The sequence below is a fragment of the Acidovorax sp. MR-S7 genome (genome assembly GCF_000400995.2).
Taxonomy (GTDB): Bacteria; Pseudomonadota; Gammaproteobacteria; order Burkholderiales; family Burkholderiaceae_C; genus MR-S7.
Genome location: NZ_DF238962.1, coordinates 1 through 21549, shown reverse-complemented (window position 1 = coordinate 21549; position 21549 = coordinate 1). Strand labels below are relative to the sequence as shown.

The 21549-nt window shown below is 73.2% G+C and carries 18 protein-coding genes and 1 other RNA gene; 4 read left to right on the top strand and 15 right to left on the bottom strand.

The window, feature by feature from the left end:
- Positions 1-41: 41 nt before the first annotated feature.
- A complete protein-coding gene (gene dnaX / locus AVS7_RS18235) occupies positions 42-1910 on the bottom strand; it encodes a DNA polymerase III subunit gamma/tau (protein WP_020229494.1) in 1869 nt (622 codons plus the stop codon).
- Positions 1911-2050: 140 nt separating this feature from the next.
- On the opposite strand from dnaX, the gene ffs reads away from it, so the two are divergent.
- The 3 genes from ffs (at position 2051) to AVS7_RS18225 (ending at position 3622) form a co-directional block, all read left to right on the top strand.
- Positions 2051-2147, top strand: an RNA gene (gene ffs / locus AVS7_RS24005) — signal recognition particle sRNA small type.
- Positions 2148-2275: 128 nt separating this feature from the next.
- The gene (locus AVS7_RS18230; protein ID WP_020229493.1) at positions 2276-2662 is read left to right on the top strand and encodes a DUF4398 domain-containing protein; all 387 of its coding nucleotides are present in this window, start codon (positions 2276-2278) and stop codon (positions 2660-2662) included.
- Positions 2663-2701: 39 nt separating this feature from the next.
- Positions 2702-3622, top strand: coding sequence for an OmpA family protein (locus AVS7_RS18225; protein WP_020229492.1), 921 nt, complete (start codon positions 2702-2704; stop codon positions 3620-3622).
- A gap of 121 nt (positions 3623-3743) precedes the next feature.
- On the opposite strand, the gene AVS7_RS18220 is transcribed toward AVS7_RS18225, so the two are convergent.
- From AVS7_RS18220 to AVS7_RS18170, 11 genes are read right to left on the bottom strand one after another with little or no spacing between them, the layout of a single operon-like run.
- Entirely contained in the window at positions 3744-4568 is an 825-nt protein-coding gene (locus tag AVS7_RS18220) for a TOBE domain-containing protein (RefSeq protein WP_020229491.1), read from the bottom strand.
- A 42-nt stretch (positions 4569-4610) separates the two neighbouring features.
- Positions 4611-5462: a ModD protein gene (gene modD, locus AVS7_RS18215; RefSeq protein WP_020229490.1), complete on the bottom strand. Its 852-nt coding sequence runs from the start codon at positions 5460-5462 to the stop codon at positions 4611-4613.
- A complete protein-coding gene (gene modB / locus AVS7_RS18210; protein WP_020229489.1) occupies positions 5459-6118 on the bottom strand; it encodes a molybdate ABC transporter permease subunit in 660 nt (219 codons plus the stop codon). The genes modD and modB overlap by 4 nt, the downstream gene beginning before the upstream one ends.
- Complete coding sequence (modA, locus tag AVS7_RS18205) at positions 6119-6835, bottom strand: molybdate ABC transporter substrate-binding protein (RefSeq protein ID WP_020229488.1); 717 nt, start codon at positions 6833-6835, stop codon at positions 6119-6121.
- An 11-nt stretch (positions 6836-6846) separates the two neighbouring features.
- Positions 6847-7686, bottom strand: a complete 840-nt coding sequence (locus tag AVS7_RS18200) for a DUF364 domain-containing protein (protein ID WP_020229487.1) — start codon at positions 7684-7686, stop codon at positions 6847-6849.
- On the bottom strand, positions 7680-8474 hold the full coding sequence (locus tag AVS7_RS18195) for a trans-aconitate 2-methyltransferase (protein ID WP_020229486.1): 795 nt from the start codon (positions 8472-8474) through the stop codon (positions 7680-7682). Before AVS7_RS18195 ends, AVS7_RS18200 begins: the two co-directional genes overlap by 7 nt.
- Positions 8471-9244 (bottom strand): ABC transporter ATP-binding protein, encoded by a 774-nt coding sequence (locus AVS7_RS18190; RefSeq protein ID WP_020229485.1) that lies wholly within the window; start codon positions 9242-9244, stop codon positions 8471-8473. Before AVS7_RS18190 ends, AVS7_RS18195 begins: the two co-directional genes overlap by 4 nt.
- Positions 9241-10239, bottom strand: coding sequence for an iron ABC transporter permease (locus AVS7_RS18185; RefSeq protein WP_020229484.1), 999 nt, complete (start codon positions 10237-10239; stop codon positions 9241-9243). The genes AVS7_RS18190 and AVS7_RS18185 overlap by 4 nt, the downstream gene beginning before the upstream one ends.
- 58 nt (positions 10240-10297) lie before the next feature.
- Positions 10298-11362 carry an ABC transporter substrate-binding protein gene (locus AVS7_RS18180; protein WP_020229483.1) on the bottom strand — a complete coding sequence of 355 codons (1065 nt, stop codon included), beginning with the start codon at positions 11360-11362 and terminating at the stop codon, positions 10298-10300.
- A complete protein-coding gene (locus tag AVS7_RS18175) occupies positions 11359-11904 on the bottom strand; it encodes a DUF2478 domain-containing protein (RefSeq protein ID WP_024001806.1) in 546 nt (181 codons plus the stop codon). The genes AVS7_RS18180 and AVS7_RS18175 overlap by 4 nt, the downstream gene beginning before the upstream one ends.
- Positions 11885-13867 (bottom strand): TonB-dependent siderophore receptor, encoded by a 1983-nt coding sequence (locus AVS7_RS18170; RefSeq protein WP_024001805.1) that lies wholly within the window; start codon positions 13865-13867, stop codon positions 11885-11887. Before AVS7_RS18170 ends, AVS7_RS18175 begins: the two co-directional genes overlap by 20 nt.
- Before the next feature lie 284 nt (positions 13868-14151).
- Between AVS7_RS18170 and AVS7_RS18165 the strand changes: the two genes are divergently transcribed.
- The gene (locus AVS7_RS18165) at positions 14152-14787 is read left to right on the top strand and encodes a hypothetical protein (protein WP_034691159.1); all 636 of its coding nucleotides are present in this window, start codon (positions 14152-14154) and stop codon (positions 14785-14787) included.
- Here AVS7_RS18165 and AVS7_RS18160 read toward each other — a convergent pair.
- The 3 genes from AVS7_RS18160 to AVS7_RS18150 form a co-directional block, all read right to left on the bottom strand.
- Positions 14769-16094, bottom strand: a complete 1326-nt coding sequence (locus AVS7_RS18160) for a TIGR03862 family flavoprotein (RefSeq protein ID WP_020229479.1) — start codon at positions 16092-16094, stop codon at positions 14769-14771. The two genes, AVS7_RS18165 and AVS7_RS18160, sit on opposite strands and share 19 nt — an antisense overlap.
- Positions 16095-16170: 76 nt before the next feature.
- Complete coding sequence (locus tag AVS7_RS18155) at positions 16171-19452, bottom strand: exodeoxyribonuclease V subunit beta (protein ID WP_020229478.1); 3282 nt, start codon at positions 19450-19452, stop codon at positions 16171-16173.
- Positions 19449-21549, bottom strand: a 2101-nt coding sequence (locus AVS7_RS18150) for a PD-(D/E)XK nuclease family protein (protein WP_020229477.1), incomplete at its 5' end; no start/stop codon positions are given. The genes AVS7_RS18150 and AVS7_RS18155, both read right to left, overlap by 4 nt.

Sequence of the window (21549 nt, the reverse complement as noted above, 5' to 3'; positions counted from 1 at the left end):
TTCTCTGGTTGATCCGTTTCCCCGGGAGAGGGGGGCTTGTTCTATGCGGGCTTGATGCTGCCTGGGACGATTTTCGCCCCGAAGTCGCGCATGAGCCGCTGCACGTAGGGATCGCCATGCACGATCTCCTCGGCCGCCCGCTGGCGCTCGGCCGCAGCGTGGGCATTGCGCAGTGCGGGGCTGTCGATCACCTTGCCCACCTCCACGGCGATCTGGCGCGCGTGGCCCGCCGCCTCCAGCGCGGCGCGCAGGCGCTCGCGCGCCGTGGGCTGGTTGAGCGATTCGCGCTCCACGCGCAGCAGCCAGTGGTCTGCGTCGCGCGCGACGAGCTGCGACTGCAGCGCCAGCTCGCGCACCAGCGCGGTGATGGCCTCCTGGGCGATGAGCTGCTGCACCGTGGCATGCCAGACGTCGCCCTCCTCGGTCGGCACGAGCCGGGCCGATGCAGGCACGCCCGCAGGCACCCCCTGCGGCTGCAGCCGTACGCCGGGCTCGGGCGCGGAGCGCACCGGGATCGCTACGGTTTCAGGAGCTGCTTGCGCTTGGCTGGCAGGCGCTGGAGGCTGATTTCGCCTCAAATCCTCGGGTGCCCGCACAGGCAGGCGCACGGGTTCCGCCCTGCGGGCGGTGTCGGGAGCGGCGTCGTGCAGCGCTTCGCTGACGGCCTGGTTCACGTCCTCGGGCGACAGGGCCTGCGGCGGTGCGGCAGGCACAGGCGCCGCGGCCGGCTGAGGTGCGGCCGGCTGAGGTGCCACCCGCGGCGGCGCAGCCGGCTCAGGCGGCGTCAGAGTTTTTTTTTCAGCCGAAGCAGCGGGCTTGAAGGCCAGCAGCCGCAGCAGCGCCATGGTCAGCGCGGCATATTCGTCGGGTGCCAGGCCCAGCTCGGTGCGGCCATGCAGGCAGATGCTGTAGAGCAGCTGCGTCTCGTCGGCAGGCATGGCGGCCGCCAGGCGGGCGATTTCGGCGGCCTCGGGGTCGCTGGCGTCCACGGCCATCTGCGGCACGGCCTGCAGCACGGCCATGCGCTGCAGCACGGCGCTCATCTCCTCCAGCGTGGAGGCAGCGGACAGGCCATGCAGGCGCAGCGCATCGGCGGTCTCCACCACGGTCTTCCCGTCGCCGCGCGCCAGCGCGTCGATCAGCCGGAACACATGGCCCCGGTCCACGCTGCCCAGCATCTGGCGCACGCCCGCCTCCTGCAGTTGGCCGCTGCCGAAGGCGATGGCCTGGTCGGTGAGCGACAGCGCATCGCGCATCGATCCGCGCGCCGCGCGCGCCAGCAGGCGCAGCGCCTGCGGCTCGGCAGGCACGCTCTCCTGCGCCAGCACGCGCGTGAGATGCTCCAGCACCGTCTCGGGCGCCATCGGGCGCAGGTTGAACTGCAGGCAGCGCGAGAGCACCGTGACCGGCACCTTCTGCGGGTCGGTCGTGGCGAGCACGAACTTGAGGTACTCGGGCGGTTCCTCCAGCGTCTTGAGCATGGCGTTGAACGCCGTGTTCGTGAGCATATGCACTTCGTCGATCATGAAGACCTTGAAGCGCCCCTGCACCGGCTTGTAGACGGCCTGCTCCAGCAGGCCCTGCACCTCGTCCACGCCGCGGTTGGAGGCCGCGTCCAGCTCGGTGTAGTCGGGAAAGCGGCCGCTGTCGATGTCGGTGCACGCGGGACACACGCCGCACGGCGTGGCAGTGATGCCGCCCTGCCCATCCGCCCCCTGGCAGTTGAGCGACTTGGCCAGGATGCGCGATACCGTGGTCTTGCCCACGCCGCGCGTGCCGGTGAACAGGTAGGCATGGTGCAACCGCTGCTGCGTGAGCGCGTTGGTCAGCGCCTGCACCACGTGCTCCTGGCCCACCATCTCCGAGAAGGTCTTGGGACGGTATTTGCGGGCAAGCACGAGATAGGACATGGGCCGTGATTCTATGTGCCCCGCTTGTTATCCCCACGCGCCAGGCGAGAGCCGCCGCGCTGGCGGCGGCCCCCTATCCCACGCGAAGCGTGAGAGAAGGGGGAAATGGCGAAGCCATTCAGGGGGTAGAATCTCCGGTTGACGGGCCTCCCCGCATGGTGAAGCGGCCAACCGGGTCAGGTGGGGAACCAAGCAGCCCTAACTGTGGAGCCAGTGCCGGGGGTAAGGCTCGTCACCTCTTTCTTTTTTCTCCTACGCGAAAGTCGGACCAAACCGACGCCGATGTGCACCCCCAGGCCGACGCACGCGCCCTGCAGTGCACGCCAACAATGGCCCGGCACACAACGCGATCAAGGAGAAAAACCATGCCTCTCGCCCTTTCCGCCAAACGCGCGCCCCTGTGGGCCGCACTGGCCGCAACCCTGGCGCTCGGCGCTTGTTCCAGCACCCCCGCTCCGCGCGAGCAGATGGCCGTGGCCAAGAGCACGGTGGACCGCGTCACCACCACGCCCGATACGGCGGCGGCCGCACCGGTCGAGCTGCAGGCGGCGCGCGACAAGCTCGCCAATGCCCAGCGCGCCATGGACAACAAGGACTACGACGAAGCCCGCCGCCTGGCCGAGCAGGCCCAGGCCGACGCACGCCTGGCCGAGGCCAAGGCGCAGGCCACGCGCAGCGAGCGCGCGGTGCGCGAGGTGCAGGACTCCGTGCGCGCCCTGAGCGATGAGCTGCAGCGCCGCTCCCCGCGGTAACCGCCCCTTCTTCGCCCAAGCCCTACACGGAGTTCCGACATGACTGAACGCATCACCTTCCCGCATTCCCGCGCGCCGCGCCTTGCCAGCGGCGCCATCGCCATGGCCGCCGTCCTGGCACTGTCCGCCTGTGCCACGCGCGAGCCCCCTCCCGAGCTCGACCAGGCGCGCACGATGGTCAACACCGCCGCGTCCAACCCCGAGGTGGCGCGCCGCGCCCCGCTGGAGCTGAAGAACGCCACCGACGCGCTGGCCCGCGCCGACAGTGCCTGGCAAAAGGATGCCGACGGCCCCGAGGCCCGCCACCAGGCCTACCTCGCACGCCAGAGCGCCGCTACCGCCACGGCCCTGACCCAGGCCCGTACCGCCGAGGACCAGATGAAGGACGCCAACGCCGAAGCCGACCGCCTGCGCCTGAACGCACGCACGCGCGAGGCCGAAGCCGCACGCGGCCAAGCCGCCGCCGCGCAGGCCCAGGTGGGCAGCGCCCAGGCGCAGGCCGCGCAGGCCAATGCCCAGGCCGCACAGGCCAACGCACGTGCCGCCGCGCTGGAGGCACGGCTGAAGGAAATGCAGGCGCAGCAGACCGAGCGCGGCCTGCTGGTGACACTGGGCGACGTGCTGTTCGAGTTCGGCAAGGCGCAACTGCTGCCCACCGCCGGGCCGCGGCTGGATACGCTCGCGGACTTCCTCAAGCAGTACCCCGACCGCCGCCTGCTGATCGAAGGCCACACCGACTCGGTGGGCTCGGACGCGACCAACCTCACGCTCTCCGAACGGCGCGCCCAGGCCGTGCAGCAGGCGCTGACCATGCGCGGCGTGGATGCCAGCCGCATCACCACGCGCGGCTACGGCAAGTCGTATCCGGTGGCCAGCAACGCCACGCCCGAGGGCCGCGCGCTGAACCGCCGCGTGGAGGTGGTCATCGCCGACGAGCGCGGCACCCTGCGCTCGCGCTGACCCCGCGCAGGGATCTCATACGGATTTGCATTCAACCGTATAACTAGGCGGGAAGCCGCAGACAGTGCTGTAGCACGGCAAGGCGAACCAACGACGTTAGACGGTTGAAGGCAAATCCGTATCAGGCCGGGACGCCGACGATCACGCTCGACGCCTTGAACAGGGCCGACGCCGCCACGCCCGGCGCCAGGCCCAGCGCGTCGCAGCTCTCGTTGGTGACGATGGCGGCCACCGCGCCGCCGCCCGGCAGGCCGATCACCACCTCGGTGTTCACGGCGCCCTTCTGCACGCGCGAGACCGTGCCCTGCAGCCGGTTGCGCGCCGAGAAGCGCGCGCCGTGGTCGTCGGTCACCACGATGACCGACGACGCCTTCACCAGCGCGAACGCCTCGGCGCCAGGCACCAGCCCCAGGTCCACCGCGCTGCCGTGCGTGACGATGGCCACGATGGCCGCGCCCATGCCGGGCACCTCCAGCGCGATCTCGTCGTTCACGGCGCCGGCGGTCACGCGGGACACCGTGCCAAAGAATTGGTTGCGTGCGCTCGTCCTCATTCCCATCCTCCGTATCAAAAGCAAATCATCGGCCACGCCCTGCGCCTGCGCGCTGAGCTGGTCCACGAAACGGCGGTGCGCGCGCTCGATCACGCCGAAGCTGCGCACCAGCCGCATTCCCCGGTCGGTCAGGCGCGTGCCGCCCCCGCCCTTGCCGCCCACCAGCCGCTCGACCAGTGGCTCGCCGGCGAGCTGGTTCATGGTGTCGATGGCATCCCACGCGGCCTTGTAGCTCATGCCCATGGCCTTGGCCGCCCGGGTGATCGAGCCGTGCGTGGCGATGTGCGTCAGCAGCTCGACCCGGCCCGGGCCGCCCAGGCTGCGGCCGTCCACCGTCATCCACACCGATCCGCGCAATTCGATGCGCCCACCGCCCTGCTCCTCTGCCGCCATGGCCGCCCCTTTCGCTGAAAGACGCCAGTGTAGAGAAGCCGCCTACAGCGCTTCCACGCTCACGCCCACGTCGGCGGGCGGAGCGTAGTGCAGGCTGCTCGTGACCAGCGCATCCACGCCGCTGGCGGCGTAGTCCGCCGCGTTGCCCGCGTGGATGCCGCCCGCGGCCAGCAGCCGCAGGTGCGGATGGCGCTCGCGCAGCGGCGGGCACCATGCGCGCAGGTCTTCGGGCGTGGCCTTGTCGAACTGCACCACGTCCGCCCCCGCGCCCGCGGCGCGCAGGGCGTCGTCGAGCGAGTGGGCCTCGATCACGCATTTCTTCTCGGCCAGCGCATGCGCCACGGCGGCCAGGCGTCCGGCCACGCCGTCCCAGCCGCCGAGCAGCGCACGGTGCTGGGGGAACACCAGCACCGTCTCGCCCACGCCCAGGCGGTGCGGGAACGCGCCGCCGGCGAGCGTGGCCTTGAGCGCGATGCGGCGCAGCCCCGGCGCGTGCTTGCGCGTGGTGAGCACCGCCACGCCGGGCGCGGCGGCCTGCACGGCGCGCACCATGCGCGCGGTGGCGCCGGCCACGCCGCAGGCATATTCCAGCAGGTTCTGCGCCACCTTCCAGGCGCGCAGCAGGCCGGCCGCATCGCCCGTGGCGGCCAGCAGCACGTCGCCCGCCGCCACGCGCGCGCCGCTGGCGGTCACGGCCTGCACCGCGCCTCCGCAGTGCTGCACGATGCGCGCGGCCTCCTCGGTGCAGGCAGCCACGGCCTCGCCGCGGGCGGTGAAGCGCATGCGCGCCTGCCGGCCGCCCACGGCGAGCAGATGGGTGGTCAGGTCCACGAGCGGCGCATCCTCGGCGATCCAGGCGTCGATCGTGGCATGGTCGAAAAACACGGAATTCATAGCGCTCCCCAGCGGCGTAGTACGAAGAAAGCCAGCGCGGCGATGCCCGCCAGCAGCAGCGACAGCGCGTTGGCACAGGCCAGGTTGCCGTCCATGACGTGGTTGTAGATGGCCAGCGACAGCGTCTCGGTGCGCCCGGCGATGTTGCCGCCGAGCATGAGCGACAGACCCACCTCGCCCAGCCCGCGCCCGCCGGCCAGCACCAGCCCGGCCGCCACGCCGCGGCGGGCCAGCGGCACGTCGATGCGCCAGAACACGCTCCAGGGCCGGTGCCCGAGCAGCGCCGCCGCCTCGCGCAGGCGCGGCGGTATGCCCGCGAAGGCCGCCTGCGCGGGCTTGACCATGAGCGGCAGCCCGGCGACGAAGGCGGCGACCACCAGCCCCGTCTGCGTGAACACGATCTCGGGCCGCAGCGCGGGCGGCAGCCACTGCGCGAGCCAGCCCTGGCGCCCCAGCAGCATCAGCAGGAAGTAGCCCAGCACGATGGGCGGAAAGACCAGCGGCAGCGTGACCAGCGCGTCGAGCAGGCCACGCCCCGCGAAGTGCCGGCGCGCCAGCAGCCAGCCCAGCGCCGTGCCCAGCACGAGCAGCAGGCCCATGCTCCATGCCACCACCCCGAAGGTGAGCGGCAGCGGCGCGCCCGGACAGCCGAACATTCACATCCCGTGGCGTTCGAGCAGCTTGCGCGCGGCGGGGGAGGCCAGGTAGCCGAGGAAGGCGCGCCCGGCGGCCCCGTCGGCGCGGCCCCTGAGCACGCCCACGCTCAGTTCGATGGGGTCGTAGCAGTCCTTTGGCGCATCGATGGCATCGCCCGCGCGGCCCGCGAGCGCCAGCGCCTCGGTGCGGTTGACGAAGCCCGCGTCCACCTCGCCCGTGGCGAGGTACGCGCCCACCTGCGGCACGGTGGCCACCTCCAGCAGCCGCCCGGCCAGCGGCTGCGCGAGGCCCAGGCGCTCCAGGCAGGTGGCGGCCGCGTTGCCGTAGACGGCCTTCGCGCGGTCGGGCATGGCGATGCGCGCGAAGCGCGGCTCGCGCAGGTCGGCGATGGCGCCCAGGGCCTGGCCGCGCGCGGCCACCAGCACCAGCTTGCCCGTGCCCAGGTGCTGGAAGCGCTCGGCCAGCCCCATGGGCTCCAGAAAGGCGCGGTCGCCGATCATCAGGGCGATGTCGGGGTTCTGCCGCGCCTGCGTCTCCACCTGCTTCATGTTGCCGAAGCTGGCCTCGGCGCGGATGCCGGTGGTCTTCGTGAACTCCTCCAGCAACTGCGTCACCGGCCGGCGGTAGCCGGCACCGGCGGCGACCAGCAGGGTGTCGGCCGCCCAGGCGTTCGCGGCCAGAAGGAAGGCCAGGCAGGCCAGGAAACAACGTCGCATGGGGATTCCTTTCACAAGCAAAGACAAATGCGTTCCACCGATTGGCCGAAGAAGTGGTAGCCCGAGCCGCCCTCGGCCAGCAGGCCGAGCAGTTCGGCGGACGCATGCACGCGCGTGCCGCCCACCACGGTGACGCCCCGGCGTGCGAAGGGCGCGGCGCGCAGCGTGGCCGTGGGGCCGACCACGGCCGCCTGTGCGCCGCGGCGCAGGTGGCGCAGCAGACCGTCGAGCGTGCCGTTGACCAGGGTGGTCCCGGTGGTGATGAGCACGTCGGCCTCGGCCACGACCTCGGGCGCGCGCTCGGCGGGCGCGAAGAACGGCAGCTCCTCGGGCTTGAGCGTGGCGGGGTCGAGTTCGAGCACGTGGAAGGGCTGGCCGCTGCGCCGCAGCGCGCGCAGGTACGGCGGGAAGGCGCCCACCAGCGCCACGCGCTGGCCAGGCGCGATGGCGAGCGCGTCGAACACGTCGCCCGCCGCCACCCGCGCGCCGGGCGGCGGGCCATCGCGCCGCCACAGCGTTTCGGCCAGCGCGTTGAGCGTGGCGATGGCCAGCGCCCGGCGCAGGTCCTGCGGGCGGTACAGGTCCCGCAGCACCTCGGCCGCGCTGCGCCCCGCGATGCGGCCGGGCACGGGCATGGCCCGCGCCGAGCTGGGGCAGCACACCGCCTCGGGCACGCTCTTGACGGGCGTGGCGCACAGGCCGCCCACGCCGTTGTCGAGCTGCACGCCGGTGAAGAAGATGCCCAGCACGGCGCGCGCGATGCGCAGGTGTTCCACGGCGCTGGTGCCCAGCGCGTCCAGCACGTCGGCGTGCAGCTCGGCCAGCAGGCTGTCGGACTCGGCGTTCAGCATGGCGTTTTCTCCCAGGAGATGAAGGCCCAGCGCATGGGCTCGCCCGCGCGCTGGGCGGGCGTGGCGCGTTCGTACCAGGCCAGCAGGCGCGCGGTTTCCGCCACGCTCAGCTCGCCCACCGACCAGGCCACGCGGCGCGCGAAGTCGTCGAAACCCTGCGCGTCGGCCAGCCGGCTTTCCTGCGCGAGGTAGTCCAGCCGCGGGTGGATGCCCATGCGGTGCAGGATGTTCACGACGTAGATGTAGTCGGGCACGGTGGGCACGCGCCGGCCGATGGCGTCCTGGATGGCCGGGTCGGTGAAGTGCCCGCCCACCAGGTGCGTGAGATAGACGCGCCGGCGCGCCTGGGCATGCAGCCTGGCGAGCGCGGCGGCGATGTCGTCCACCTGGGTGGAGCGCGAGGCGACCACGATGTCGCACACGGGCACGTCGCTCCAGTCGTCCTCCCAGGCGCGGTGCAGGGTCTCGACGTGGGCCAGGCCGCGCGCAGCCGCCTGGGCCTGCATCGCGTCAAGCATGGCCCGGCTGTAGTCCAGCCCCACCACGCGCTGCAGCCGCCCGGCCACGGCCAGCGCGATGGTGCCGGGGCCGCAGCCCACGTCGAGCAGCGACTCGGCCCCCGCGAGGTCCATGCACGCGACGAATGCGTCGACATAGCGGCTGTGCAGCGCGCGGGCGGCCATGCCGGCGGCGCGCGCGTCCCAGGCCGCGGCGGTCTTGCGCGTGCGCGCAGCGATGGCGAGGTGGTCGCGGTAGAGGCGGCCGAAGTCGATGGCTTCGATGGTCATGCGGTCATCCGGTGAAGAAACGGCGAAAGGGAGGCGGCCACGGCGCCCTCGCTCACGCCATAGAGCGCGGCGAGCGCCGCCGGCGTGGCCGTGGCGCGGGGCGTGCCGATGGCCACGAGCCGCCCGCCGCCCAGCAGCGCGATGCGGTCGGCGACGCGCAGCGCGTGCTCGGGCTGGTGCGTGGTCATGAGCACGGCCATGCCGCCCGCGCGCAGGCGTTCGATGTGCTCCAGCACGCGGATCTGGTTGCCGAAGTCCAGGCTGGCCGTGGGCTCGTCCATCACCAGCAGCGCGGGCTCCTGCGCCAGCGCGCGGGCGATGAGGGCGAGCTGCCGCTCGCCGCCGCTGATGGCCGTGTAACTGCTGGCGCGCAGGTGGGCGATGCCGAGCATCTCCAGGCAGTGCCGCGCGACCTGCCGGTCCGACGCGCCCGGCGCGGAAAAGCGCCCCACGCGCGCGGCGCGGCCCATGAGCACCACGTCTTCCACGGTGAAGGGGAACAGGCCCGCGTGCGCCTGCGGCACGTAGCCCACGTGCCGCGCGAAGGCCGCGCGGGGCCAGGCGGCCACGCTCTGCCCGCTGCAGCGCACCTCGCCCGCCAGCGGCGGCAGCAGGCCGAGCAGCGTGCGCAGCAGCGTGGTCTTGCCGCAGCCGTTGGCGCCCAGCAGGCACAGCACCTCGCCGGGCGCCAGCGCGAAGGCCAGCCCCTGCGCCACGCAGCGCCGGCCGTGGCCGATGGAGAGGGCCTGCGCCTGCAGCACCGCGCTCATTCCTGCCTCCCCGGGCGGGCCAGCAGGAACAGGAAGAACGGCGCGCCCACCAGCGCGGTGAGGATGCCCAGCGGCACCTCAATCGGCGCCACGGTGCGCGCCAGCGTGTCCGTCGCCACCAGGAAGCCCCCGCCCAGCAGCAGCGACGCGGGCAGCAGCCGCGAGAACTCCGGCCCCACCAGCAGCCGCGCCACGTGCGGCACCACCAGCCCCACCCAGCCGATGATGCCGGTGAGCGACACCGCCGCCGCCGTGGCCAGCGTGGCCGCGGCCACCAGCACCAGGCGCAGGCGGCCCACGGCCACGCCCAGCGCCAGCGCTTCTTCATCGGGCAGGCCCAGCAGGTTGATGCGCCAGCGCAGCAGCGCCATGGGCACCAGCCCCGCGAGCAGCGCGGGCGCGGTGGCCAGCAGGTCGGCGGCGGTGACGGCGTTCAGCCCGCCCAGCAGCCAGAAGGTGATGGTGGGCAGCTGCGCCATCGGGTCGGCCAGGATCTTGACCAGCGAGATGCCCGCGCCCAGCAGCGCGCCCACGGCCACGCCCGCGAGCACCAGCACCAGCACCGGGTCGTGCAGCCGCACCAGGCCCGCCACCGCCAGCACCACCCCGACGGCCAGCAGCCCGCCCACGAAGGCCAGCGCCTGCACCGCCACGATGGGCAGGCCCGCGTAGATGGCCGCCACCGCGCCCAGCCCGGCGCCGGCCGACACGCCCAGGATGTCGGGCGAGACCAGCGGGTTGCGGAACATGCCCTGGTAGGTGGCGCCCGCCGCCGCCAGCGCCGCGCCCACCAGCAGCCCGGCAGCCACACGCGGCAGGCGAATGCTCCACACCACCGTCTCCACGGCGGCAGGCAGGCCTGATTCGGCCCCCATGAGGCGCGCGGCCACGGCGCGCCACAGCTCGCCCGGCGCAACGGGAAACTTGCCCGAGGCGAAGGCCACCAGCACCACGGCCGCGAGCATCCCCACGGCCAGCAGCCAGCGCAGCGGCATCGCTATTGAAACAGGAGCTGCTTGCGCTTGACCAGAAAGCGCTGGAGCCCGATTTGGCTCATATTCCATCGAGCAGCCTTCGCACCTCCTGCGGCGCCAGGCTGGCGCCGTAGAACGACTGGTGGAAGCGCCGCACGGCCTCGGGGAAAGGCTCCAGCGCGCGCAGCGCCGGGTGGCCCGGGTGCAGGCGCTCCAGCAGCCAGCGCACGCCGATCAGGCGGTTGACGCCGGGCGGCCCGTCCAGCCAGCCGAAGGGCAGCGCGGGCGCGCAGTGCACCCGCCGCTCGCGCACGGCGGCGATGCCGCGCCACAGCGGGTCGGAGAGCACGCGGCGCGCGAAGGCCGCATCCTGCGTGACGATGACCTCGGGGTCCCACAGCAGGAGCTGTTCCAGCGACACGCGCGCGAGCGAGCCCCGCCCTGCCTCGGCCGCCACGTTGCGGCCCGCGCAGAAGTCCAGCAGCTCCACGTTGATGGCGCCAGACAGGCCCGTCTCCAGCCCGTCCGTGCCGCGCCCGTAGTAGACGCGCGGGCGTTCGGCCGGCGGCACGCTGGCGCGCACCCGGCCGGCCAGGGCGATGGCCGCCTCGGCCTCGGCGGCCAGTTGCTCGCCGCGCCCGGCCGCGCCCAGCAGGCGGCCCACCGTGCGCAGCTGCGCGGCATGGTCGGCGATGCGGCCCTGGATCAGCACCGTGGGCAGGCCGGTCTGCTCGCTCACGCGGCGCGCGCCGGAGACATAGGTGGCATCGGCCGTGCCCGCGTCCAGCACCAGGTCGGGCGCCCACTGCAGCAGCGATTCGAGCGGCACCGTGCTGCCGCGGCCCGACAGGCGCCCCGTGTGCGGCAGCGCGCGCAGCGGCGGGCCGAGCAGCGCGCGCGCCTCGTCGCCGAGCGTGAGCGGCCAGCCGACGAGCTTGCCGGGCGCGAGCGCCGCCACCAGCACGCCGGCGGGCGGCCCCGCCGCGAACACCTTGCGCACCCGTTCGGGCGCGGGCAGCGTGCCGAAGCGCGCGACGACCACGTCCTGCCCGCCGGGCGCCTGCCCGCGCGCCTGCGCCCGCGCGGCGGCGAGCGCCAGCGGCAACTGCAGCAGCAGGCGGCGGCGCATGGCACGCAGCGTCATGCAGGCACCTCGCGCCCTGCGGCCAGCGTGAACCAGTCGCGCAGCGCGGCCGGGCGTGCGGGCAGCTCCTCGCCCAGGCCGCCCGTGAAGCGGCGCCAGGCATCGACGTGCTTGTGGGCGATCACGGTGAGCACGGGAATGCCCCCGCCCGCCAGCGCCGCGATCTCGGCCGCGAATCCGCCGCCCGTGGCCTCCAGCTCGCCGAAGCGGTTGGTCACCGCCAGGTGCACCCCGTCGGCCAGCGCCTGCCGCAGCACGCCGCTGGCCTGGGCGACGCCGCCGGTGTCGAGGCTGCAGGCGCGCGAGAGCGCCCCGAGCCTCTGCGAGATGGGAAAGACCTGGCCCGTGCGCACGTCCTCCAGCTCCAGCAGCGGCTTGCCGCCGCCCGGGGCCGGCAGGCGCCGCTGCACCAGCCCGCCCACGCGCCAGCCGGCGCGCTGCAGGCCCTGGCAGAAGTCCCGCACCAGCGCGTCGGCCGCGTCGCCGTGGGCCATGTCGCCGGAGTAGACGACGGCCGCGAGATCAGAAACGGTAGGTGCCATTGACGTACCAGAAGCGGCCGGGCATGGGATGGCCGTCGGCCAGCTCGTACCACTTGTCGGCCAGGTTGTTCACGCCGAAGTCCACCGCAACGTCCTTCGCGGGCCTGTAGATCGCCTTGAGCCCGGCAGTGCCGAAGCCGCCCAGCTGGCGGTAGGCGCCGTCGAAGTTCACGCTGCGGCCCTGTTCGGCCTCCAGCGTGGCGCGCAGCTCCCACTGCGCGCCGGGCAGCCAGCTGACGGCGGCGAACAGGCGGTGGCGCGGCGTATCGACGAGCGTCACGCGGCGGTCGCTGAGGTTGGTGCGATTCAGGTAGGTGTAGCTGGCGTTCGCGCTCCACTGGGCCGAGAGCTGCTGCGCCAGCGACAGCTCCAGCCCCAGGTTGCGCGTGCGGCCCACGTTCTGCGCCTGGTCGCAGGTGGTGCCACCGCAGGCGCCGGAGGGCACCACCACGGTCTGGATCTGGTCATTCACGCGGCTGTAGAACACGGCCGCCTGGCCCTTGCCGCCCGCCCAGGGCTGGCCGCTCACGCCCAGCTCGAAGTGGTTGGCGTTCTCGGGCTGGAGGTCGGGGTTGGGCAGCGCGCGGCCCATGCGGGCGGAGTAGCGGTCCTTGATGGTGGGAAAGCGCGTCTTGTGCGAGACGACGGCGTACACCTCGTCGCCCTGCTGCGTGAGCGCGTAGCTCAGCTTGGCCAGGCCGTTGGTGGCGTCGGCCGAACCCTTGGGCCAGTAGTAGACCTCCTTGGCATCGCGCTTCTCGTGGCTCACGCCCAGGTTCAGGCGCCAGCGGTCGCCCAGGGCGATGGTGTCCTCGGCCACCAGCGAGGTGGTCACGTCGCGGTAGAACTGGCCGGCGTCGTCGTGCTCGTCGACCTTGTAGTGCGCGGCGAAGCGCAGCTCGTGGTGGCGCAGGCTGTAATTGGCCCACTCGATGGTCGCGCCCTTGCTCGTGTCCTTGTAGGCGCTGGTGGGGTCGTGGCGGGTGTAGGTGGCGTCGCCGTAGATGTCCAGCCCGTTCTCGTAGGTGTCGTGGTACAGGCGCGTCTTGAGCACGTTGTCCGCGCCAATGCGCGTGGTGCTCAGGAAGTAGACGCTGTCCTTGTCCCAGTACGGCCAGCGCCAGTAGCGCACGGCGTTGCGCTGCGCGGACTGGCCGGTGTAGACCGGGTTGCCCTTCTCGCCCTCCTGGCGCACGTAGCCGAGCGCGTATTCGTCGGTGGCATTGGGCGTCAGGCCCAGCTTGAACGACAGGCGCTCGTCCGTGCGGTAGGCGTTCTCGCGGCGGCTGCCGGTGTCGGTGGGCTGCCGCTTGTAGTCCTTGAAGCCCTTGGGCAGCGGAAAGCTGTCGGCGTCCAGGAACGAGGCGCCGAGCTGGTAGTACCAAGCGCCCAGGTTGCCGCCCAGGTTGACCGCCGCCTTGCGCGTCTGCCCGACGCCGAAGCCCAGACGCACGTCGCCCTCGAACGGCTTGACCGGCTTGCGCGTGACGAGGTTGATCGCCCCGCCCAGCGTGTTCAGGCCATAGAGCAGCGAGGCATCGGCCTTGGCGACGCGGATCTCGGCCAGGTCGAAGGTGGTGAAGCGGCTGAAGTCCACGTAGCCGTCGTAGGGCACGTAGAGCGGCACGCCGTCCACGTAGACCGGCACCTGGCGCGAATCGAAGCCGCGCAGGTAGATCATCTCCTCGTTGCGCGCACCCACGCGCGAGAGGTTCACGCCGGGCAGCAGCCGCACCGCCTCGGACACGGTATCGGCGTTGTTGCGCGCGATCTCCTCCTGGCCCAGCACGGCCTCGCCGGGCGCGCGGCCGGGCACCGGGGCGCCCACCACCGTCACCGTGCCCAGCTCGAAGACCCCGTCCGCGGCCTGTGCCGCGCCCGCGGACAGCCCCAGCGCCAACAGCACCGGGCCGGCCCCGCCGTGCCTGTGCGCCCATTTCACCGCCGATACCCTCGCTGCCATCTCATCTCCTTGATTCGCTATAGAAAATCTTATATAGCGATAGACAAAAACAAGCGCCACCGCCTGGCCGTGCGATGGCGCCGCCCTGCTTTACCTTTCGCAATATATATTCAAATATAACGAAATATCGCGGCTTCCGAACCGAACCTGATCTGGATCAATTCCCCGAGGAGCCCTCGCCGCGGTGGCGTCCTACAAACCAAAGCGCCTGGCTGGAACTCCGCAAAATCCGCGCGCTCTCACACTGAAAGGCATCGACCGCCCTTCACGCCAGGAGTGACGCCATGCCACCGCTCGCAACAGCACGGACACGCACCTGCCGCTTGTGCCTGGCCTGTCTGCTGGCCGGCAGTTCCCTGTGCCAGGCCATGGCCGAAACGTCGCTGGCCGATACGGCGATGGCAGCCGCGGCCATGGCCGCCAACGACGCCATGCCCTCCCAGGCGCTGCCGCCCCTGGAAATCTCCGGCAGCGCCCCGCCCCTGGACACGATGGGCGAATCCCTGCGGCTGGACGTCACGCGCTGGATGCGCCCCGGCCGCGCCGGCAGCCTCGGCTTCACGTTCGGCATGGCGCTGCCCACCCAGGCCGACCTGCGGCCGCACACCACGGCCATGGCTCCGTGGGGCACCGACATCGGCGTGCGCTGGCGCGCGCCGCTGGGCAGCGGCCGCCACCTGGACATGTCCGCCTGGGCCCGTGCGGTCCGGCCCGGCCAGGAGCCCGACGCCATGGGCATGATCTGGCACCGCGAGCAGGCCAGCTACGGCACGCGGCTGGAGGTGCAGTGGAAGACCTCGCGCACGCGCGGCCTCGTGCCCGAGTTCGGCGCCATCGGCGTGCAGCTGGAAGGCCATTCGCGCCTGGTGCTGCGCGCGCGCGGCGGCGGGCCCATGGTCTACTACCGCACCAAGTTCTGAGCCCAGCCCGCCGCACCCTCCCCGGCCGCCCGGCCCGTGGCGCAGCAGGCGGTGAGCAGGTAGCCGCCGGTGGGGGCCTCCCAGTCCAGCATCTCGCCCGCGCAGAACACGCCGGGCAGGTCGCGCAGCATGAGCCGCTCGTCCAGCGCTTCGAAAGGCACGCCGCCGGCGGTGCTGATGGCCTCGTCCAGCGGCCGGGACGCCACCACGGTGATGGGCAGCGCCTTGATCGCGTGCGCCAGGGCCACGGGGTCGTGCATGCCGTCCTTGCCCAGCTGCTCGTACAGCACGGCCGTCTTGATCCCTTCCAGCCCCAGCCGGCCCTTGAGGTGGCTGGTCAGGCTGCGCGCGCCGCGCGGGTGGCGCACCTCGGCCAGCACGCGCTCGGGCGAATGGTCGGGCAGCAGGTCCAGGTGGAAGGTGGCATGGCCGTGCGCTTCGATCTCGCCCCGCAGCAGGCTGGAGACGGCGTAGACCAGGCTGCCCTCCACGCCCGTGGCCGTGGCGACGAACTCGCCGCGCCGCGCGAAGTGGCGGCCCTGGCTGTCGGTGAAGGACAAGGCCACCGGCTTGAAGGGCCGGCCCGCGAAGCGCTCGGCGAAGAACGGCGTCCAGCCCACGGCCGGCGCGGGGCCGCGCCCGATCAGCTCGCGGAAGAAGTCGCGCCGGGTCTCGCCCGCCGGCGCGTCCACGCGCGGCACGTCGAAGCCGCAGTTGGCGGGCAGCAAGGGCGCCACGGGCACGCCGCGCTGCGCGAGCAAGGGCACCCAGGCACCGTCGGAGCCCAGACGCGCCCAGCTGCCGCCGCCCAGCGCCAGCACCACGGCGCGCGCCTGCGCCGCCGCCTCGCCCTGCGTCGTGGCGAAGTGCAGGCCGCCCTCGTCCGTCCAGCCCAGCCAGCGGTGGCGCATGTGGAAGCGCACGCCCTGCGCGCGCAGCCGGTGCAGCCAGGCGCGCAGCAGCGGCGCGGCCTTCATGTCCTTCGGGAACACGCGGCCGGACGTGCCCACGAAGGTCTCGGCCCCCAGCGCATCGGCCCAAGCGCGCAGCTCCGTGGCGCCGAAGGCGCTCAGCCAGGGCGCCAGCGCCTCCTGCCGCGCGCCGTAGCGCGTGAGGAAGGACGCGGGCGGCTCGGAGTGCGTGAGGTTGAGCCCGCCCTTGCCCGCCAGCAGGAACTTGCGGCCCACGGAGGGCATGGCGTCGAACACGTGCACGCGCAGGCTTGCGCTGGCGGCGGCTTCGGCGGCCATCAGGCCCGCGGGGCCGGCGCCGATGACGGCGATGTCGCAGGAGAGGGAATCGGTCATGGGAAGTCTTTGCATTGCACGGGAACGGGCGATGGTACCCAGGGCACATGCGGGCTGAAGGGTTCTGGGCCAGCGTTCAGAACAACTCCCCCTGCGCCTCGTCATCCACCACCACCATCCGCCCGTCCCCCGTCAGAAACGCCGCGAACACCGACTCCCCCGGCACCATCCCCCGCACCGCGGCACGGTACTGCCGCAACTGCGCCTGCAGCTGCGGCTGGCTTTCTGGCCGCGCCGCGCTCTTGTAGTCCAGCACCCACCACGCGGCCGGCCGCCCCGCCTGCGCGCGGCGGCGCACCAGGCGATCCAGCCGCAGGCGCTGGCCCTGGTGCACCAGCGGCGCTTCGTTGAACGCCCGCTCCACCTGCGCCGCGTCCCACGCCCAGGCGCCCTCCCCCTGCAGCACGCGCTGCGCGAGGACGGCCGCATGCCGCGCGGCCTGCGGCGCGATGTCGAAGTCGCGGGCCAGTTGCGCCAGCCGCCGCTCTGGCCAGCCCTGCGCGCGCAGGGCCGCCAGCGGCGCGCCGGCCACGCCGGCCTGCTCCAGCAGCTGGTGCATGGCCTCGCCCAGGCGCGTCCCGGGGGTGGAGATGTCTTGCGGGTCGGGCGCCACGGGCCTGTCCGGCGCGGCATAAGGCGGCAGCTCGGCCAGCTCGGCCGCTGCGGCGCGGTCGGCCGGGGCATCGCCCGCCGTGGGCGCGGGAGCAGCCTGCATGCCGGGGGCGAGCCGGTTCCACCAGCTGCCCGGCGACGAAGAGGCCGCCTGCACGCAGGACAGGGCCAGGCAGTGCTTGGCGCGCGTCATCGCCACGTAGAGGGTATTGAGCTCCTCGCGCTGGCGCTCGGCCTGCTCCAGGGCCAGCACCTCGGCCGCGCTGGGCGGCGGGCTGGATTCGCTGGCCAGGAAGACGAAGCGGCGCGGCACGGGCCGCTCGCCCGGCCAGTCCACCAGCGCGCCCATGGTCTCGGCCTTCTGGGCGCGGGCGTCGGTGTCCAGCAGCAGCACGCTGTGCGCCTCCAGCCCCTTGGCGCCGTGGATGGTGAGCAGGCGCACGGCCTGCGCGTCGACCCGGCCGGGGGCATGGGTGCCGGGGCGCTTCATGGCGCGCACGAAGGCATAGGGCGTGAGGTAGCGCCCGCCGCCCTGCTGCAGCGCGGCGGCCAGCAGCGCGCGCAGGTTGGCCAGCACGCCGCCTCGCTGCGTGGCGGGCGCGGCGGCGGCATAGCGCGCGAGCACGTCGCGGTGGCGGTAGATGGCGTGCAGCGCATCGTGCGGCGGCCAGGCGGCCACCCATTGCTGGTATTGCATCAAATCGGGCCCCAGCGCTTGCAGGGCAAGCGGCAGCAGCTCTCTTTTTTGCAGCAGCAAATCGAACCAGCTGGCGTTTTCATGGTGGCGGCGCAGCAGGGCGAGCTGCACCAGCGCTGCATCATCCACGCCGAACAGGGGCGACTTGAGCGCACGCGCCAGCGACAGGTCGTGCCCCGGGGAGACCAGCGCGTCCAGCAGCGCGACGACGTCGCGCACCTCGGGCGCATCGCCCAGTTCGGCCTTCTCGGGCTGCACGCAGGGGATGTGCTGGGCGCGCAGCGCGTCCTGCAGCGCGGCGAGGCGGTCGCGCTTGCGTGCGAGCACCATGATCTCGCGCGCGGGCACGCCGGCGGCAATCTGCGCGGCGACCCATTGCGCGGCCTGGGCGCATTCGCGCATGCGCAGGGTTTCCTCGGCCTCGTGGCGCGGCTGGGTCAGGCTGTCGCGCCAGGCCGGGGGCGCGTCCTGCGGTGGCGCGCCGCCGCCGTCGTCAGCGGTGATGGCGGGCAGGCACAGCAGGCGGCCCGCGTCGGCGGATTCGGTGGTGTGCGCGCGAAAGCCCGCGTATTCGCCTTGCGCCTGCGCGGCCAGCATGGCGTGGTTGACGGCGTCGATCACGCCGGTGGCGTTGCGCCGCGTGTGGTCGCAGGCGAGCAGGTCGCCCCCCAGCCCCTCGCGCACGAACGCCTGCGCGGCCAGGAAGACCTGCGGCTCGGCGCGGCGGAAGCGGTAGATGCTCTGCTTGGGGTCGCCCACGATGAACACGCTGGGCGCCTGCTGGCCGCCTCCCGTGCCCGCGTAGCCCGAGAGCCAGGCATGCAGCGCCTGCCACTGCAGCGGGTTGGTGTCCTGGAACTCATCGACCAGCAGGTGGCGCACGCGCGTGTCCAGGCGCTCCTGCACCCAGCCGCTGAGCACGGGGTCGGACAGCATGACCAGCGCCGTGCGCTCCACGTCGTTCATGTCCACCCAGCCGCGCTCGCGCTTGAGCTGGGCGAACTGCGCGATGAGCGCGCGCGCCAGCAGCGCCATGCGCCGCTGGTGCTGCCAGGCCTCGTGCTGGCGGCGCGCGGCCAGGGCGCGCTCGCACAGTGCCTGGGCGTGGCGCACCTGCTCGATGCCGGCCAGCTTGTCGTTGAACTTGCGCGGCTCGCCCTTCTGCGTGAGCAGGGCGGCGGCCACGCCGTCGCCGTCCTGCGCCGTCACGGCCATCTCCAGCGCCACACCCTTGTCCGAATAGGTGCGCGCGCTGGCGCGGCCCAGGGCCAGCGCGGCGGCCAGCAGGGCCTCGCGCTCGCGCAGCACCAGGGCCTGCAGCGGGCTACCCTCGCCCGCCAGGTCGGGAAACAGCGCCTCCACCGGCTCCACCGATGCGTCGACCACGCCTGCCTCGTCGGCCAGCGTGAATTCCACGCGCTTGGCCAGCGCGCCTTCGAGCGCCTTGTGCGTCTGCGAGCGGCCATGGCGCGCCACGCATTCCTCGTAGGCGGCGCGGAGCAGGGGGCTGTCCGCCACGGCTTGCAGGTAGGGGCGCCAGACCTCGCGCACGGCCTCGGCGTCGTCTTCCAGCAGCTCGTAGTGGGCAGGCAGGCCCTGCTGCTCCAGCACCGCGAGCGGCGCGGTGGACAGCAGCGCGGCGAACCAGCTGTGGAAGGTGCGGATCTGCACGGGGCGGCCCGCCTCCAGCGTCTGGCGGTACAAATTTTGTAGCTGCTCGCGCTTGTCTCGTGCGGCCTGGAGGCTGACTCCCCTTGCAATCAGCTCTTTTTCCAGATCAGGCAGCGGCTTCCCGGAAAACTCCTGCAGCCACTCCTGCAGGCGCTGGCGCATCTCGCCCGCGGCCTTCTTGGTGAAGGTGATGGCCAGGATCTCGTGCGGCGCGCTGCCCTCCAGCAGCGCGCGCAGCATGCGCGATACCAGCATCCACGTCTTGCCCGCGCCGGCGCAGGCCTCCACGGCCACGCTGCGGCGCGGGTCGCAGGCGATGGCGTAGAAGGCCTCGCGCGCGACGGGCTGGCCGTTGTGTTCGTAGGCGGGCGTGTTCATTCCCAGAAGTCCTTGCGGCACAGTCCGCGCGCGGCGCACCAGTCGCACACCGCGCCCTCGCCCAGCGCGGGCAGCGGCGCGCCTTCGGCGATGCGGGCCATGTCGTGCACGATGCCTTCGACGAGCTGGTCGCGCAGCAGCACCACGTCGTCCTGCTCGTGCAGGCGGGTGTCGCCGCGTTCGCCCACGTTGACGTAGGCGGCGCGCAGGTGGTCGTCCCCCATGAGCGCGGCGTAGAAGGCGAGCTGCGTGTCCTCGCCGCCCGCCTGGATGCGGCGGCGCGTGGCGGCGTCGCTCTCGGTCTTGTAGTCGATGACCAGGGCCGTGCCGCCTTCCCCGCCCACCCGGTCCACGCGGTCGAGCGTGCCCACGAGTTCCAGCGCGCCGAGCGGCTGGCTGGCCTTCAGTTCGGCCCGCTGGAAGGCGGCGCCCGTGGCCTCATGCCCGGCGAGCCAGTCCAGGTAGCCGGCGCGCAGCTGGGGCCAGCCGCTGGCGTAGGGCAGGAAATCGCCCGCGTGCAGCTGCTGCTCGCGCGTGGCGCGCGCGGCGGCCTCGTCCATGAGGGCGGTGCGGTCCGCTCCGGGCGCGTCGCGCAATGCCTCGTGGAAGTGCTGCAGCACGGCGTGCAGCCAGGTGCCGAAGTCGCGCTTGTCGATCTGCGCGTCCAGTTCCTCCTCTTCCTGCAGCCGCAGCTGGCGCAGCGCGAAGAAGCGATAGGGGCAGTGGCGCAGGTCCGCATAGGCCGAGGAGGACAGCCGCGGCACGGGCAGCTGCGCCCCCACGGGCAGCGGGCGCGGCACGGGCGCGGGGGCGATGGCGCGCGCGGCGCGCGCATCGCCGCCCGGGGCGGCGGCGCCATCGAGCCGCAGCGCCAGCACCAGGGGGCTGGCGAGCAGCGGCTCGCCGCCCTCGTCGCCCGCGCGCCAGAGGATGTCCACCCACGGCGTGCCGAGCGCATGGGCCCAGGCGGCGCGCTGGACCACGGCGAGCTGTTCGCGCGTGGGCAGGCCCAGGGCCGTGCGCTGCGCGGCGGTCCACACGCCGGGCGGCTCGGGCGCGGCCTGCAGGCGCTTTTCGTCGCAGCCGGGCAGGACCAGCGCAGCGAAGGGGCGCGCCAGCAGCTGCGGCAGCGGCAGCACGGTCACGGGAGCGCCGGCCAGGTATTCGGGGCGGTAGCGGCCCGTCTCCAGCACCGCGTCGACCCAGCGGGTGAATTCGGCCAGCGCCAGGCGGCGTCCCGCGCCATCGAGCGCCTCCAGGTCGGCCTCCAGGCCCTGGGGCAGGCGCAGTTCTGCCAGCACGTGCTCGCCGGCGCTGTCGTGCGCCAGCGCGTCCCACAGGCCGGTCTGCTGCAGCAGCTCGCGCAGCGCCTGGAGCCACTGCGCCAGCGGCCGCGCGGCGCGCAGCGGCGCGCGCCAGGCCTCCATCTGCGCCGCGAGCGCAGCGGCCTGGGCCTGGCTGGCGCGGCCCTGCAGCGCGGCCACGGCCGCGCTCCACTGGCGCAGGCCGGCACGGCGCAGCCCGTGCTCCAGCGCGCGCAGCGCGGCGGCCTCCACGGCGGGCAGCTGCTTGAGCGCGTCGAGCACGGCGTCGGCCGGCGCGTCCCAGGTGCAGGCGCGCAGCAGGGCCATGAGCTGCGCCCCGGCGCGCGTGGTGGACAGCGTCCAGCCGTTCTCGTCGTGCACGGGCACGCCCGCGCCGTCCAGCAGCGCGCTGATGCGCCGTGTGAGCGCGCGGTCGGTGGCCGCCAGCGCCACGGGCGCGCGGCCCTGGGCCAGGTGGGCCAGCACGCAGGCGGCGGCGCGCTGGGCCTCGTCTTCCGCGTCGGCGGCGGTGTGCAGCGCGGCGCGGCCATGCACCGCGGGCGCGGGCAGCGCAACGGCCAGGCCCGCGTCGCCCCAGTGCGCCAGCAGCGCCTGTGCCAGCGGGTCTGGGTGGAAGCCCTGCACCACGGCCAGCAGGTCCGTGCTGGCGCGCACGCCGGGGTCGAACAGCACATCGGTGGCGTGGCGCGAGGCCAGCACCCATTCGAGCGCGATGCGCGCGGCAGCGGCCTCCAGCCGCAGCGCGCCGCCATCGCCGCCGGCGGCCAGCAGC